The organism is Methylophilus sp. 14, assembly GCF_015354345.1.
Lineage (GTDB): Bacteria > Pseudomonadota > Gammaproteobacteria > Burkholderiales > Methylophilaceae > Methylophilus.
Map to the genome: position 1 here is coordinate 603,226 of NZ_JADKYS010000001.1, position 14,722 is coordinate 617,947.

Consider the following 14,722-nt stretch of genomic DNA (forward strand, 5'->3'; position numbering starts at 1 on the left):
TTCTTCTATTTTGAATCTGACATTCTTTACATCGCACACTATGAAAACATCGATAAATGTAGCGTCTCCATGGGTATTGGCGGCGCTGATTGGCGCGTATGCCTTACCTGGGCAGGCCGAGATTGTACAAACGACGTTGAAAAACGGCTTGAAAGTCATTGTGCAGGAAGACCACCGGGCGCCGGTGGTGGTGTCGCAAGTGTGGTATCGCGCAGGTTCGCTCGATGAGGTGAATGGCAAAACCGGTGTGGCGCATGTGCTGGAACATATGATGTTCAAGGGCACGCAAAAAGTCCCCGCCGGGCAGTTCTCGCGCCAGGTGGCTGCGGCAGGCGGTAAGGAGAATGCGTTTACCAGCAAAGATTACACCTGTTATTTCCAGCAACTGGAGAAATCCAGATTACCACTCTCTTTTAAGCTGGAAGCTGACCGCATGGCCAATCTGCAAATCACCGATGCCGAGTTTGCCAAAGAGATTGAGGTGGTGAAAGAAGAGCGCCGCTGGCGCACCGAAGACAAGCCGCAATCACGCGTGAACGAGCAGTTTGAGGCTTCTGTGTACCGGGCGCATCCTTATGGGCGGCCAGTGGTTGGCTTTATGAATGACCTGGAAAACATGACGGCCGACGATGCGCGTGAGTGGTATCGCACCTGGTATGCGCCGAACAACGCGACCATTGTCGTGGTCGGCGATGTTAAAGCGCAGGAGGTGTTTGCCCTGGCCGAAAAAAACTTTGGCAAGGTGGCGGCAAAAACCTTGCCCGCACGTAAACCACAACTCGAGCCTGTGCAATTGGGTGAGCGTCGCGCCATTGTTAAAGCCCCGGCCAAACTGCCATATTTTGTGATGGGCTTTCATGCGCCCGCCCTCAAGAATGGCGAGACGTATAGCGAACAGGACTGGGAACCTTATGCGCTGGAAGTACTGTCCAGTATTTTAAGCGGTAACGGCGCCTCGCGCCTCAACCAGAAACTGGTGCGCGAGCAGGCGATTGCCCTGGAAATTGATACCGCTTACGATAGTACCAATCGTGGTCAGACCTCGACCTTTGAGGTCGCGGCTTCGCCGAGTGATGGCGTGTCGCAGGAGGCGTTGATTAAAGCCATTTGGGCGCAAATTGATGAGCTCAAGAATAACGGCGTGACGGCCGCTGAATTACATCGTGTGAAAGCCGCCGTGATTGCGGCCGATGTGTATAAACGCGACTCCGTGTTCTATCAAGCCATGCAAATCGGGCAACTGGAAACCATGCGTTATCCCTTGTCCTTATTGCAAAGCAATGCTGCCAGGGTGCAGGCGGTGACGTCTGAACAGGTGCAGGCAGTGGCTAAGAAATATTTGTTGCCAGACCAACTGACCCTGGTCAGCCTGGATCCGCAACCGATGACAGCCGACCAGAAACCCGCTGGCCGCCCGCATCAGCACTAGTTGTATTTTTTTTACTGGTTTAATTTAATGCGCCTGCCCGGCAGGCGAATCAAGGAACAGCATGAACGTAATTGGTTTTTTAAAAGTGGCCTTACTGGCACTGGTGTTGCAAAGCTATGCAACCAATGTCCTGGCCGCCCTCAACATCCAGCATTGGACGACAGCAGAAGGCAGTGAAGTGTATTTTGTTGAAAATCACTCGCTACCCATGATGGATGTCAGCATTAATTTTCGCGCGGGTAGCGCCTATGACCAGCCTGAAACCGGTGGTACGGCGGCGGTGACGCACCATTTGATGGCATTGGTCGCTGGTGGGTTGGAAGAGGAGGCGCTGACCAATCGCTTTGCCGATATTGGTGCCGTGCTGGGGGGTAGCTTTGATGCCGACCGCGCCAGCTTCAAGTTGCGCACACTGACCAGTGAGCAGCAGGCCGCGCTGGATGCGTTTGCACTGGTGTTACATCAGCCGGATTTCCCGCCAGCGGTGCTTGCGCGTGAGCAGGCACGTATTGTTGCTGCGTTGCAGGAGGCTGAAACCGAGCCTGACAGTATCGCGCAAAAAGCCTTTATGCAATCTGTGTACGGCATGCATCCTTATAGCCTGGATCAAAACGGTGAAATTTCCACCGTGCAGTCACTGACGGCGGCGCAGTTACGCCAGTTTTACGAAACCTATTACACGGCCAAATCTGCAGTGATTGCCATGATGGGCGATTTGACCACCGAACAAGCCAAACAAATTGCTGCACGACTGAGTGCCGGTTTGCCGCAAGGGCCTGCGGTAGCCGCGGTGCCGCCTGTGACGGCACCTGCCTCGGCCAGCGTGAAAAAAATACCGCATCCGGCAGTGCAGGCGCATATTCTGCTGGGGCAGCCCGGCAATAAACGCGGCGATGCGGATTTCTTCCCTTTATATGTGGGTAACTATATTCTGGGCGGTGGCGGTTTTGTTTCACGCCTGACTGAAGAGGTGCGCGAGAAACGTGGCCTGGCTTACAGTGTGTACAGTTATTTTATGCCCATGAGCCAGTTAGGCCCGTTCCAGATCGGCCTGCAAACCAAGAAGGAACAGGCTGATGAAGCACTCAAACTGGTGAAAGAAACGGTGCAGCAGTTTGTGGATAAAGGCGTGACAGAAAAAGAGCTGGCGGCGGCCAAAGATAATCTGATCGGTGGTTTTCCGCTGCGCATAGACAGCAATAGCAAGATTCTGGAGTACCTGAATATGATCGGTTTTTACCAGCTGCCTCTGGATTACCTGGATAGCTTTAACGACCATGTGGCGCAAGTGACCGTGCAGCAGGTCAATGATGCCTTTAAGCGGCGAGTGCACCCGGAAAGTTTTGCCACCGTCATTGTCGGGGCCGAATAACAAAAAAAGCCGACCACGTGGTCGGCTTTTTTGATTGCGGTGTATCAGGCGATGCGCTTCTTGCGCGCCAGCAGGTAGTATAAAAACGCACCCAGCAGGTTGAGAAAGAAAATCACCAGAAACCAGACCAGTTTGTCTTCGCTCTGGTTGGCCAGGCAGTCCACCAGCATCCAAACCCAAAATAATCCCAGTGCCAATGCAGTCAGGCTGCCTAGTATGCCAAACCCCAATAAAAATTCCATGCTGTTTTCCTTTGTGAATTGCCGTGAATCATAGCACGATCCATTTGCATGGATATCCATGTAAATGTGGCTGAACCCTTGAACGCCTTTATAATCATGCTTTGTTGTTGCTAACGAATAGAACCATATTCATGAATCAAGTTCGATTGAATGCAGGCATTTGGCGTAGCCGCGTACTTAAATTTCCAGACGCAGAAGGCTTGCGCCCGACCTCTGACCGTGTGCGCCAGACCTTGTTTAACTGGTTAGGCCAGGACCTGACAGGTAAAACCTGCCTGGATTTATTTGCTGGCACCGGGGCACTGGGCTTTGAGGCTTTGTCGCGTAATGCCAGGCAGGCCATCATGCTGGAGCTGGCCAAAGCGCCATTACAGGCCTTGCTGCAAAACCAGCGTTTGCTGGGAGCCACGCAGGCCGATATCCGGCAGATGGATGCCTTGCAGTTTCTGGCACAAAACAACCAGCGTTTTGATGTCATTTTCTGCGATCCACCCTACCATAAACAGTGGCTGGATAAGTTGTTGCCGCAGTTGTCCAGCCACCTGGCCGAAGACGGTTTGCTGTATGTAGAAGCGGAATATGCGTTAAAATCCGACTCGGACTGGCAAGTGATCAAGTCCGGCAAGGCGGGGCAGGTGTTTTACCATCTGTTGCAGCCAGCGCAAGCATAGGGTCAGGAACACCTTAAAAAAATATTCGGGGTAAAGGTGCATGAGTAAAACCAGAGTGGCAGTGTATCCGGGGACGTTTGATCCGATTACATTGGGGCATGAAGATATTGTGCGCAGGGCCGCCAATCTGTTTGATGAAGTGATTGTGGCGGTCGCGGGCAGCACCAGCAAGCAGACCTTGTTCAGCCTGCCCGAGCGCGTGGCATTGGCTGAGTCAGTGTTTCATGGTGGCAATATCCGCGTGGTGGGGTTTGATGGCTTGCTCATGCAGTTTGTGCAGGCACAAGGCGGGCAGATGGTGATTCGTGGCTTGCGGGCCGCCAGTGATTTTGAGTACGAATTTCAACTGGCAGGCATGAACCGCAAGTTGTATCCCAAACTGGAAACCCTGTTTATGACTCCGGCTGAAGAATTTATGTTTATTTCCTCCAGCCTGGTGCGCGAAGTGGCGCGCCTGGGCGGCGATGTGAACCAGTTTGTATCGCCAGGCGTCGAAGTTGCGATTAAGCAAAAACTGGCTGCGGCTTAACGCTTTGCCAGATAGAGAATCCCTTATCTTTAAAGAGTCATGGCTTTATTTATTACCGACGAATGTATTAACTGCGATGTCTGCGAGCCGGTGTGCCCGAATGAGGCCATTTCGCAAGGCGCCGAGATTTATGAAATCAACCCTGACTTGTGCACGGAATGCGTTGGGCATTACGATAAACCACAATGTCAGCAGGTGTGTCCTATCAGCTGCATCCCACTCGACCCTGACCGGCGCGAAACACCGGAGCAACTGATGGAAAAGTATGTGCGCATCACTGCAAATCAATAATTAGAACCAATATTAAAACCTAAAATTAAAACTGAAGTTACCAGGATATCAAGGAGTCAATAATGCGAGTATTACATACCATGTTGCGCGTAGGCGATCTGCAACGTTCTATCGATTTTTATACCGGCGTGCTCGGCATGAAGCTGATCCGTACCCAGGATTATCCAGATGGTGAGTTTACGCTGGCGTTTGTCGGCTATGGCAACGAGTATGACAATACCGTGCTGGAGCTCACCTACAACTATGGCAAAACCGCTTATGACATGGGCGGCGCTTATGGCCATATGGCGATTGAAGTGGATGACGCCTACAAAGCCTGTGAGCTGGTGAAAGCCAAGGGTGGCAAAGTGGTGCGCGAAGCCGGTCCGATGAAGCACGGTACGATAGTCATTGCGTTTATTGAAGACCCGGACGGCTATAAAATCGAGTTCATCCAGAAGGGGACCATTGAGTACCCTGTGAATGTCTAACAAGGACCATTTACTGGAGGCCGTGGCGCTGGCGCAAGCTGGCGACTGGGACGCGGCCCACAATATCGCGCAGGATTACAGTGACAGCACGGCGAACTGGATACATGCCGTGCTGCATAAAATTGAAGGTGATACCTGGAATAGCAAATACTGGTATGCCAGGACTGGTGGTCAGCAGTATGAAGCGTTCGGGCAAGATGTCAGCGCTGAGTTGGCTGCGATTCAGCAATCCCTGACCGCAGACCTATAACAGTCAACTATTTATGGTCTTCGTCAGCTGAACGACGGCTGGAAACAAAAATCCCCCACAAAGACTGCACAAACAGACCTATCACCGTGCCGGTGATAAAGAGCAGCAGGCAAGCGAGCAAACATACCAATAGCAAGAAGGCATCTTGCTGCCACAGACCAAGTGCAGACAATGACTGCCAGACAGTCAATATTTGCTGTATCCAATGATCAAGATTGATAAGCGCCATGTGTTTATTATGCCTGAGCCAGCTCAGGCATGTAATCCGTCAGCCCATGCATGGATGTCTGCAGCCAACATTTTGCATCATTTTACGGATTTCCGCTTTTAGCCAACGTTTCGCTTTAAAGCCAGGCTTGCAATCACAAGAGCCAAATCAGTGCATCCTATCGCCTGATGACGGTGCATCTCTGCTATTTAGATTCTTTAACACCATGATTCTTAAGTGAAAAAAACCACCTTGAAGATGGCCTGCTTGTTGCTAGTCTATCATGGAGCTCGCACTGAGCTAGAGGAGAGGCACCATGAACAAAAAACTTGCGGCCAGTGCCACGATGTCAGTCGCCATGGCTTCGGCGGAAACACGGCTGTCCGAAAATATAACATTGTTGGGTGCTTTGCTCGACAAGGCCATTCTGGAGGTGGAGGGGGAGGAGATCTCCCTGAAGATTGCTGCTATTCGGCAAGCTGCACTGCGTTTTCACCAGAATCACGACCAGCAGGCTTCACTCGACCTAGAGCAGTTACTGGCTAACCTGAGCCTGGAGCACACCGTGCGCGTGGTGCGGGCACTGGCTTATTTTAAGCATCTGGTGAATCTGGCTGAGGATTTATACGGCCAGCAATTGGGCCATTGCCAGCAAAATACTCCGGCACCCGGCATGCTTTCATATACTTTGTTGCAAATCAAAGAAGCCGGGATTCCGGCGGACACCATTAAACACCTGTTAGAGGATGCGCTGATTTCCCCCGTGCTCACCGCACACCCGACCGAAGTACAGCGCAAAAGCGTGCTGGATATTGAGCGCCTGATTGCCGAGTTGCTTGCTGCGCGTGCGGCTATGGTGTCTGAGCGGCAGTTGGCGCGCAATGCGCTGCTGTTGCAAGGCGCCGTGTCTGCGTTATGGCAAACCCGCATGATGCGCTATTCAAAACTCAGTGTGCTCAACGAAATTGAAAATGCATTAACCTACTATGAGAGTACGTTTTTACATGTGATCCCAGAGATTTTGCAGGACATTGAGTGCGATCTGGCCGATGTGTTGCCTGATGTGGCATTGCCCGGCTTCTTGCGCATGGGCAGCTGGATAGGCGGTGACCGCGATGGTAATCCGTTTGTGAATGGCGGAACCTTGCGCGAGAGTGTGCGCTTGCAGGCGACAACCTTGTTCAAGTTTTACTTGCAGGAGTTGGCCGCATTGAAACGCGAACTGGCGGTCTCTACGCGCGTGGTCGGCGTCGCAGATGCCGTGTTGCAGATGGCCAAGTCCTCACGTGACCAGTCGCAGCATCGGCTGGACGAACCCTATCGGCTGGCGCTTAACGGTATTCACGATCGCTTACTAGTGACGGCCAATACGCTACTGCCACAAGGCGGCTGGGTGTTGGCCGAAGATATGGCCGCCGACCCTTACGAAACACCAGAGGCCTTGCTGGCACCTTTGCAAACCATTGCCGACTCTTTGCGTGCGCATCAGGGCGAGGCCTTGATTTATCCACGCCTGGGCAAGCTGATCAAGGCCATCGCCACGTTTGGCTTTCACCTGGCAACGGTGGATATCCGGCAATCCTCAGATGTGCACGAAGCGGTGATTACCGAGTTATTACAAAAAGCTGGCCATGACTTTGATTATGCCGGGTTTAATGAGGATGAAAAAATCGGTATTTTGCTGGAGGAACTCAAGCAGCCGCGCTTGCTGTTTTCACCGTTTCAGCAGTACTCAGAGCTGGTGCATAAAGAAATTGGTGTGCTGGTAGCGGTGCGCGAAATGCGTGAGCGCTTTGGCGAACATGCGGTGCGCCAATATATTATTTCGCATACCGAAACCTTGTCTGACCTGCTGGAAGTGGCATTGCTACAGCGCGAGGCAGGCTTGCTGCGCGGCGTGTGGGGCTCGGCCAATATCCAGGTGGATTTGAATATTGTGCCGCTGTTTGAAACCATCGCTGACTTGCGCGATGCCCCCATGATTATGGGGAAATGGCTCAGTCTGCTGGGTATTCGCCATGTGATTCGCTATCAGGGCAATGAGCAAGAAGTCATGCTGGGCTACTCGGACAGTAATAAGGATGGCGGCTTTTTGACTTCTAACTGGGAGCTCTATAAAGCAGAAATCTCGCTGGTCGAATTGTTCAATCAGGCCAATGTTAAATTGCGCCTGTTTCATGGCCGGGGCGGCACGGTGGGGCGTGGCGGTGGCCCGACTTACCAGGCCATCATGGCGCAACCCAAAGGCACGGTGGATGGCCAGATTCGCCTCACCGAGCAAGGCGAAATTATTTCCACCCGTTATGCGGACCCGGTGGTTGGACGTCAGCATCTGGAAACCCTGATTGCCGCCACGCTCGATGCGACCTTGTTCCCGGCTGACCAACTGGAATCCGGCAAGCGACGCGCGTTTGAAGGCGTGATGGAAACACTGTCTGCCACGGCCATGACCAGTTACCGCAGCCTGGTCTATGAAACGCCAGGGTTTGCCGAATACTTTTTTAATACCACCCCGATCAACGAAATTGCCGAACTGAATTTAGGTAGCCGTCCCGCTGCACGTAAATCGACGCGGCGCATTGAGGATTTGCGCGCCATTCCGTGGGGGTTTTCCTGGGGGCAATGCCGCTTGTTGTTGCCCGGCTGGTATGGCCTGGGGAGTGCGGTGTCACACTTTTTGCAGCAAGATCCGGCGTTGAAAGACGCGCGGCTGGCGATGCTGCACGAAATGCAGGCACATTGGCCCTTGTTTAATACGCTGATTAATAATGTAGATATGGTGCTGGCCAAGACCGACCTCATCGTGGCGCGTCATTACGCCCATTTGCTCGAAGACCGTGATCTGCGTGAAGAGATCTTTAGCCGCATTGCGCACGAGCACAAGTTGACGACTGATGCGGTGAATTTGTTATTGGGCACCACGCAGCGCCTGGCGACACAGCCAGTCATCGCCAAATCTATCCGTGACCGTCTGCCGTACCTTGACCCGATGAATCATTTGCAGGTAGAAATGATACAGCGCTACCGCAATGGCGAAACTGATGAAAAACTGAAGTGGGCGATTCCACTGACCATCAACGGCATTGCCACCAGCTTGCGCAATACCGGGTAAGCATTGCTTCGACATGAAAAAAGGACAAGTCTGACTTGTCCTTTTTTTGGCACATTAGCTTAGTGCTTATGCTTGCTTTCCCAGGTCCTGATTTGTTTCTCAGCTTCGTCTTTGGTGATGCCGTAACGTTCCTGGATTTTACCGGCGACTTGGTCGCGCTTACCTTCAATCACATCCAGATCGTCATTGGTTAACTTGCCCCATTGTTCCTGGACTTTGCCTTTGAGTTGTTTCCAGTTGCCTTCAAAAATATCTTTATTCATGTTTAATCTCCTCAATTTAAGCCACAATTTAAGAATAGTGTTCAGGTCATTAACCTGTGTTGCATGTTAAAGATAAAGCCGTGTGGATTCAGTCGGCGGGTGGACTAACTTGAGGTCAGATAAGGCTGACATGGGGCGTCAGAAAAGCTCTATACAGCATGACTTTGCGCGTGTGTGGGTTCCGCTGGGCCATTAAAAGCTGTTAAGATTCGGGCATGAAGAACACACTTTCTGCGTTGGGCCAATCGCTGCTGCAACGATTGCCCTATGAATACTGGATTGGCTGGCGCTATACCCGCGCCAAGCGTAACAACCATTTCATTTCTTTTATCTCCCTGACTAGCATGGTGGGCATTGCGCTAGGCGTGATGGCGCTCATTGTGGTGTTATCAGTGATGAACGGCTTTCAGGACGAGTTGCGCAAACGCATTCTGGGCGTGGCCTCGCATATCGAGGTGCGTGGTTTTGATGTGGGCCTGGCGGGTTGGCAAGATTTGCAGCAGCAGATTCAGTCTATCCCACCTAAGTCTGTGGCTAGCCCGATTGAAGGGGTTGCGCCTTATATCATGGCGCAGGGCATGCTCACTTACGATCAGGCAGTACAAGGCGTGCTGATCCGTGGCGTGTTACCCGATCAAGAGGCACGCGTCTCTGAGCTGTCGACCCAAATGAAAATTGGCCAGTTAAAAGACTTGCAGGCCGGGCAATTTAATATTGTCTTGGGCTCTGACCTTGCCATGGCGCTCGGCGTGCGTGTGGGTGAAAAAGTCGTGTTGATGGCGCCGCAAGGGCAGGTGACGCCTGCCGGGCTGGTGCCGCGCATTAAGCAATTTACGGTGGCGGGGATTTTCCAGGTAGGTATGTATGAGTATGACGCCGGGCTGGCATTAATCCACCTTGATGATGCTGCCAAACTGTATCGCCTGGGCGACCAGGTGTCTGGCTTGCGTTTGAAGCTGGCCGATTTGTTTATGGCTGACCGTGTGAGTCGCGAGCTGGTCCAGGCATTGGGCCCTAACTATTACGTGACTGACTGGACGCAACAGCACGCCAATTTCTTTAAAGCGATTCAGCTTGAAAAGCGCGTGATGTTTATTATCCTGGCGCTGATTGTGGCCGTGGCTGCGTTCAATATTGTGTCTACGCTGGTGATGGCGGTGACCGACAAGCGCGCGGATATTGCGATTTTGCGCACCATGGGCGCCACGCCGCAAGCCATCCGCAAGATGTTTGTGGTGCAAGGGGCGATGATAGGCATCATAGGCACGGTGTCTGGCGCGGTGCTGGGCGTGATATTAGCTTTGAATATTGAAACCGTGGTGCCCTGGATAGAGCGCACGTTCAATGTGCAGTTTTTATCCAAAGATGTGTATTACATCAGTGACTTACCTTCTAAACTGATGTGGTCAGATGTGACGGCGATTGTCGGTTTGTCTATTTTACTGAGCCTGGTCGCCACCTTGTATCCAAGTGCGCGTGCGGCCAGCATGAATCCGGCGGAGGCCTTGCGTTATGAGTGAGTTGATATTGCAATGCCAGGGACTGGCAAAAACCTATCAAGGCCTGGATACTTCGGTGTTGACTGGTGTCGACCTGCAATTGGCCGCGGGCGACCATGTGGCGATTGTCGGGGCATCTGGCAGCGGCAAAAGCACCTTGCTGCATCTGCTGGGTGGGCTGGATGCGCCTACGCAGGGCGAGGTGGCATGGTTAGGCAAGCCATTGGCCAGTTTGTCTGAGCGTGACAAGAGCGCCATGCGCAACCAGTATCTGGGCTTTGTCTACCAGTTTCACCATTTGCTACCAGAGTTTAGTGCGCTCGAAAACGTGGCCATGCCTTTGTTGATTCGCCGCATGCCGAGAACAGATGCGCTGGCGCAGGCTGAGCACTATTTGTCGCTGGTTGGGCTATCACACCGGCTGGAGCATACGCCTGGCGAACTCTCCGGTGGCGAGCGTCAACGCGCTGCCCTGGCGCGTGCGCTGGTGACGCAGCCGCGGTGTATCCTGGCTGATGAGCCGACTGGTAACCTCGATCGGCAAACGGCAGAGCAGGTGTTTGAATTGCTATTGCAAATACAGTCGCAGCAAGGTACGGCGTTAGTCGTCGTCACGCACGACTTGTCCCTGGCGGCACGTATGCATCGGCAGTATCGTTTGCAGGATGGCACACTGCAAACCCTGGCCTCTGCGCCGCAGGATGTGACTGCCAGTTAGCGTGACCACATGCTGCCAGGCGCCACAGTCGGATTACTGTTTGGAGTTTGGCTGTTTCAGCAGCAATCGCAGTTATGGTCGCTGACGGCGTGGGCAGGCTGGTTGTCATTACTGGCCGCGTTCGGGGTATTACGATACGGCCTCTTCCACGCTTGGGTGCCAGGCGTTTCTCATTCTTTTCGTTATCAAACACTGCTGCGCAAGCTCTGGTTGGTATTGCTGATTGCTGCTTTAGGCTTTGCCTACGCGCAGGCGCGCGCCTGGTGGCGCTTGCAATCGGCGCTGCCCGCGGTCTGTGAGCAGCAGGTATTGCAAGTGCAGGGCGTGATTGTCAGCGTGCCTGAGCGTGATGCGCGTGGCCAGCATGTAGACATGGCGATTGAGCATAGTGTTAACCGCGCCTGTCCGTTACCAGCAAGACTGCGCCTCAACTTGTATGAGCAGTCTTATCGCGGTGACACGTCAACACCGGCCGCCCGCATGCCGCGTTTGCAAGCAGGTGAACGCTGGCAATTCAGTGTCCGCCTCAAACGGCCACATGCCACGCGTAATCCGCATGGATTTGATTATGCTGCCTGGTGTCTGGCGAATGACATCGGTGCCAGCGGGTCCATTGTCACCAAAGCCCCCATGCATCAATTGCAACCCCTGGCCTGGCAACCTGCTGCGTTGATTGCGCGCTGGCGCGCCAGTGTGGGGGAGCGTATCGAACGCGTGTTGGGCGCGACGCCCGCCAGTGCCGTCTTGCGTGCGCTGGTGATTGGTGATGACAGCCACATTACGCGCACGGACTGGCAATTATTTGTGGATACCGGCATTAACCATTTGGTGAGCATTTCTGGCTTGCACATTACGATGCTGGCTTCATTGGGCTATCTGTGTATCGGTTGGCTCTGGCGATTACGCCCGCGTTGGGCCTTGCATCTGCCCTCCAAATTGGCGGCGAGCGCGGGCGGCGCATTGGTTGCGATTGCCTATTCGGCCCTGGCAGGCTTTTCTATTCCCACCCAACGCACGCTATACATGTTGCTCACGGTGCTGATGATGCTGAGCCTCAAGCATAGATTGCCTTTTTCCTGGATACTTTGCGTCGCCATGTGGGTCGTGTTGTTGCTGGATCCGTGGGCGGTCATGGCACCCGGGTTCTGGCTGTCTTTTGGCGCGGTGGCGGTGTTGGCGTTCGCCATGGGTGGGCGTTTGCGCCCGTCACGCTGGTGGCAATCTGCACTACAAACACAATGGATTATGACGCTGGCATTGGTGCCAGTACTTATCCTGTTTTTTAACCAACTCTCGTTGGTCTCACCGCTGGCAAATGGCCTGGCAATTCCCTTGGTGAGTGTAGGTGTGGTGCCGTTGGCGATTGCCGGGGCAGTGTTGCCCCTGGATGGCTTATTACACATCGCTGCCGGATTGTGGCAGGTGTGTGCGCACGCCTTAGCCTGGTTGCATCAATTGCCCTGGGCGGTGGGGTATGTGGCGACGCCGCCCATGTGGGCATGGTTGATGGCTATGTCGGGGACGCTGGTATGGCTGATGCCTCGGGGCTGGCCCTTGCGCTGGGCCGGGTTGTTATTATGGTTGCCGCTGTGGCAACCTCTGTCACCAGCGTTGCAACCTGGCCAAATGCGCGTCACTGTGCTGGATGTCGGACAAGGCTTGAGTGTGCTGGTACAAACGGCGCAGCATGCCATGCTATATGATGCCGGGCCGATCTATCACGAACAAAGTGATGCGGGCCAGCGTATTGTCTTGCCTTATTTGCGGCATCTGGGCATCCAGCGGCTGGATGTCGCGGTCATTTCGCATGATGATAATGACCATGTGGGCGGCATGGCTTCTGTGTTGGCAGGCGTGTCTGCAGGCCGAATATTAAGCTCACTGACTTCTGATGCGGCTTTTTTTACGCAGTTGCAACAGCTGCCTCAAGCCCCTAGCCTGCCGCGTATTGCCTGCCATGCCGGGCAGCAGTGGCAATGGGACCAGGTGTTGTTTCGGGTGGTTTATCCAACAGAGAGGTTGCCGACAGGTACGAAGGACAATGATAAAAGTTGTGTGATCCAGGTAGTATCTGCACACGGCAGTATCTTGTTGACCGGCGATATTGAGTATCCCGCCGAGCTGGCGCTACTTGCGTCTCCCTTCGGCAGCAGCCTGCGTTCTACGGTGATGACCATGCCGCACCATGGCAGTAAAACCTCGTCCAGCCTGGCATTGATCCGCCAGGTGAACCCCGAGATAGCGATTGCCACTGTCGGTTACCACAACCGGTTTGGTCATCCCAAGCCCGAGGTGATGGCGCGTTATCAGGCATTGGGCAGCCAGACATTACGCTCAGACCGGGATGGCGCCATTGTACTGGATTTTACCCAGGGCTCGCGTCCACAAGTCCGCCGCTGGCGGGCATTAGAGCCGCACTATTGGGAATTGTAATTTATGGCAATTGTACCTTGATGGATACCGGACAAAACTTGCCCTCAGGCCTGGTTAACGCTAAAGTAGCGAAAGTTTAAAAACAACTGGAGTGTTTGCTGTGTGGGAAATTATTTTAGCGGCCGGCTGGCCTATCTGGCCTCTGATTATTGCCTCTGTGATTGCCTTCGCTATCATCGTTGAGCGATTCTGGGCATTAAGAGCCTCGGTTGTGACGCCTGAGCAATTACTGCCAGAAGTACAAAACTGGTTAAAGCAGGGCGGGGTGACGCGTGAAACGCTGAGCCGCCTCGAAGCACACTCCCTGTTGGGTAAAGTATTTGCCAGCGCACTGGCCAATATGAATAACTCACGTGACGTGACCAAAGAAGCGATTGAAGAAACCGGCCGTGCCGTGGCACACAAGCTGGAACAATACCTGCCAACCCTGGGCACCATTGCTACAGTGGCCCCCTTGCTTGGTTTGCTGGGTACAGTGATCGGGATGGTGGAACTGTTCGGTTCATTTACCAACAGCGGTCATGACGTGGCGCAATTTGCGCGCGGTATTTCTGTGGCGCTGTATAACACGGCGGCCGGTATCGTGGTGGCGGTGCCTTCCATGATTGCTTACCGTTATTTCCGCGGCAAAATTGATGGCTTCCTGGTCGACATGGAACAGCAAGCGATCAAGCTGGTAGAGATTATCCACGGTGACCGTGGCTAAGACCATCGCGAGCATATTGAACACAAAGGCAATGTCATGAATTTCAAACGTGGTGTCCGTAACGAAGAGTTGGAAATCAACTTTATTCCACTGATCGACGTCCTGCTGGTGATTATTATCTTTTTGATGGTGAGCGCGACGTTCTCTCGTACCAGCGAACTGCAAATTAACTTACCAACCGCCGATGCCAATGCTCCGCAAGAAAAGCCGCTGACGATCACGGTAGAAGTCGATGCCAATGGCCGCTACCTGGTGAATGGCAAAGAAGCCAACGGTGCCGTTGTGTCTGACCTGGCGGCAGTGCTGACACAAGTCGGGTCCGAAGGGCCGGCTGGCAAAGAGCCTACCATTATTATCAACGCCGATGCCAAGGCCACACATCAGTCAGTGGTGAATATTATGGAAGCTGCGCGCACGGCCAATTACACGCATATTACGTTTGCGACGCAGGTGAATTCCCGCTAATGTTGCCGGTAACACCATCTGCTCCATCAACAAGCCCGTCAACCTTGGCGGGCTGTTTGTTTTT

General features: G+C 53.4%; 16 protein-coding genes. 13 read left to right on the plus strand and 3 right to left on the minus strand.

Going from position 1 to position 14,722, the window contains the following annotated elements:
* The first annotated feature begins 40 nt into the window (after positions 1–40).
* Positions 41–1,429, plus strand: coding sequence for a pitrilysin family protein (locus INP78_RS03010; protein WP_194740699.1), 1,389 nt, complete (start codon positions 41–43; stop codon positions 1,427–1,429).
* A 61-nt stretch (positions 1,430–1,490) separates the two neighbouring features.
* On the plus strand, positions 1,491–2,801 hold the full coding sequence (locus INP78_RS03015; protein WP_194740700.1) for a pitrilysin family protein: 1,311 nt from the start codon (positions 1,491–1,493) through the stop codon (positions 2,799–2,801).
* Between the two features lie 44 nt (positions 2,802–2,845).
* Here INP78_RS03015 and INP78_RS03020 read toward each other — a convergent pair whose 3' ends face one another.
* Positions 2,846–3,043 (minus strand): PLDc N-terminal domain-containing protein, encoded by a 198-nt coding sequence (locus tag INP78_RS03020; protein ID WP_194740701.1) that lies wholly within the window; start codon positions 3,041–3,043, stop codon positions 2,846–2,848.
* Between the two features lie 131 nt (positions 3,044–3,174).
* On the opposite strand from INP78_RS03020, the gene rsmD reads away from it, so the two are divergent.
* From rsmD to INP78_RS03045, 5 genes are all read left to right on the plus strand, one after another.
* Positions 3,175–3,714, plus strand: a complete 540-nt coding sequence (gene rsmD / locus INP78_RS03025) for a 16S rRNA (guanine(966)-N(2))-methyltransferase RsmD (protein WP_194740702.1) — start codon at positions 3,175–3,177, stop codon at positions 3,712–3,714.
* A 40-nt stretch (positions 3,715–3,754) separates the two neighbouring features.
* Entirely contained in the window at positions 3,755–4,243 is a 489-nt protein-coding gene (gene coaD, locus INP78_RS03030) for a pantetheine-phosphate adenylyltransferase (RefSeq protein WP_194740703.1), read from the plus strand.
* Between the two features lie 39 nt (positions 4,244–4,282).
* Entirely contained in the window at positions 4,283–4,534 is a 252-nt protein-coding gene (locus tag INP78_RS03035; RefSeq protein ID WP_194740704.1) for a YfhL family 4Fe-4S dicluster ferredoxin, read from the plus strand.
* A gap of 62 nt (positions 4,535–4,596) precedes the next feature.
* Positions 4,597–5,004, plus strand: coding sequence for a lactoylglutathione lyase (gene gloA / locus INP78_RS03040; protein WP_194740705.1), 408 nt, complete (start codon positions 4,597–4,599; stop codon positions 5,002–5,004).
* Positions 4,997–5,254, plus strand: coding sequence for a hypothetical protein (locus INP78_RS03045; protein WP_194740706.1), 258 nt, complete (start codon positions 4,997–4,999; stop codon positions 5,252–5,254). The genes gloA and INP78_RS03045 overlap by 8 nt, the downstream gene beginning before the upstream one ends.
* Before the next feature lie 7 nt (positions 5,255–5,261).
* On the opposite strand, the gene INP78_RS03050 is transcribed toward INP78_RS03045, so the two are convergent.
* Positions 5,262–5,483, minus strand: a complete 222-nt coding sequence (locus INP78_RS03050; protein ID WP_194740707.1) for a hypothetical protein — start codon at positions 5,481–5,483, stop codon at positions 5,262–5,264.
* A 295-nt stretch (positions 5,484–5,778) separates the two neighbouring features.
* On the opposite strand from INP78_RS03050, the gene ppc reads away from it, so the two are divergent.
* On the plus strand, positions 5,779–8,574 hold the full coding sequence (gene ppc, locus INP78_RS03055; protein WP_194740708.1) for a phosphoenolpyruvate carboxylase: 2,796 nt from the start codon (positions 5,779–5,781) through the stop codon (positions 8,572–8,574).
* Positions 8,575–8,633: 59 nt separating this feature from the next.
* Here ppc and INP78_RS03060 read toward each other — a convergent pair whose 3' ends face one another.
* Complete coding sequence (locus INP78_RS03060; RefSeq protein WP_194740709.1) at positions 8,634–8,837, minus strand: CsbD family protein; 204 nt, start codon at positions 8,835–8,837, stop codon at positions 8,634–8,636.
* Positions 8,838–9,052: 215 nt separating this feature from the next.
* Between INP78_RS03060 and INP78_RS03065 the strand changes: the two genes are divergently transcribed.
* From INP78_RS03065 to INP78_RS03085, 5 genes are all read left to right on the plus strand, one after another.
* On the plus strand, positions 9,053–10,357 hold the full coding sequence (locus tag INP78_RS03065) for a lipoprotein-releasing ABC transporter permease subunit (RefSeq protein ID WP_194740710.1): 1,305 nt from the start codon (positions 9,053–9,055) through the stop codon (positions 10,355–10,357).
* Positions 10,350–11,054: a lipoprotein-releasing ABC transporter ATP-binding protein LolD gene (lolD, locus tag INP78_RS03070; RefSeq protein ID WP_194740711.1), complete on the plus strand. Its 705-nt coding sequence runs from the start codon at positions 10,350–10,352 to the stop codon at positions 11,052–11,054. Before INP78_RS03065 ends, lolD begins: the two co-directional genes overlap by 8 nt.
* Positions 11,055–11,063: 9 nt before the next feature.
* Positions 11,064–13,487: a DNA internalization-related competence protein ComEC/Rec2 gene (locus tag INP78_RS03075; RefSeq protein WP_194740712.1), complete on the plus strand. Its 2,424-nt coding sequence runs from the start codon at positions 11,064–11,066 to the stop codon at positions 13,485–13,487.
* A gap of 100 nt (positions 13,488–13,587) precedes the next feature.
* A complete protein-coding gene (locus tag INP78_RS03080; RefSeq protein ID WP_194740713.1) occupies positions 13,588–14,193 on the plus strand; it encodes a MotA/TolQ/ExbB proton channel family protein in 606 nt (201 codons plus the stop codon).
* 36 nt (positions 14,194–14,229) lie between these two features.
* Entirely contained in the window at positions 14,230–14,658 is a 429-nt protein-coding gene (locus tag INP78_RS03085; RefSeq protein ID WP_194740714.1) for a biopolymer transporter ExbD, read from the plus strand.
* Positions 14,659–14,722: the final 64 nt, after the last annotated feature.

Bases quoted from the DNA above. Each gene is read 5' to 3' on its own strand.
- INP78_RS03010 (WP_194740699.1), top strand. From the start codon at position 41: ATGAAAACATCGATAAATGTAGCGTCTCCATGGGTATTGGCGGCGCTG.
- INP78_RS03015 (WP_194740700.1), top strand. From the start codon at position 1,491: ATGAACGTAATTGGTTTTTTAAAAGTGGCCTTACTGGCACTGGTGTTG.
- INP78_RS03020 (WP_194740701.1), bottom strand. From the start codon at position 3,043: ATGGAATTTTTATTGGGGTTTGGCATACTAGGCAGCCTGACTGCATTG.
- rsmD (WP_194740702.1), top strand. From the start codon at position 3,175: ATGAATCAAGTTCGATTGAATGCAGGCATTTGGCGTAGCCGCGTACTT.
- coaD (WP_194740703.1), top strand. From the start codon at position 3,755: ATGAGTAAAACCAGAGTGGCAGTGTATCCGGGGACGTTTGATCCGATT.
- INP78_RS03035 (WP_194740704.1), top strand. From the start codon at position 4,283: ATGGCTTTATTTATTACCGACGAATGTATTAACTGCGATGTCTGCGAG.
- gloA (WP_194740705.1), top strand. From the start codon at position 4,597: ATGCGAGTATTACATACCATGTTGCGCGTAGGCGATCTGCAACGTTCT.
- INP78_RS03045 (WP_194740706.1), top strand. From the start codon at position 4,997: ATGTCTAACAAGGACCATTTACTGGAGGCCGTGGCGCTGGCGCAAGCT.
- INP78_RS03050 (WP_194740707.1), bottom strand. From the start codon at position 5,483: ATGGCGCTTATCAATCTTGATCATTGGATACAGCAAATATTGACTGTC.
- ppc (WP_194740708.1), top strand. From the start codon at position 5,779: ATGAACAAAAAACTTGCGGCCAGTGCCACGATGTCAGTCGCCATGGCT.
- INP78_RS03060 (WP_194740709.1), bottom strand. From the start codon at position 8,837: ATGAATAAAGATATTTTTGAAGGCAACTGGAAACAACTCAAAGGCAAA.
- INP78_RS03065 (WP_194740710.1), top strand. From the start codon at position 9,053: ATGAAGAACACACTTTCTGCGTTGGGCCAATCGCTGCTGCAACGATTG.
- lolD (WP_194740711.1), top strand. From the start codon at position 10,350: ATGAGTGAGTTGATATTGCAATGCCAGGGACTGGCAAAAACCTATCAA.
- INP78_RS03075 (WP_194740712.1), top strand. From the start codon at position 11,064: ATGCTGCCAGGCGCCACAGTCGGATTACTGTTTGGAGTTTGGCTGTTT.
- INP78_RS03085 (WP_194740714.1), top strand. From the start codon at position 14,230: ATGAATTTCAAACGTGGTGTCCGTAACGAAGAGTTGGAAATCAACTTT.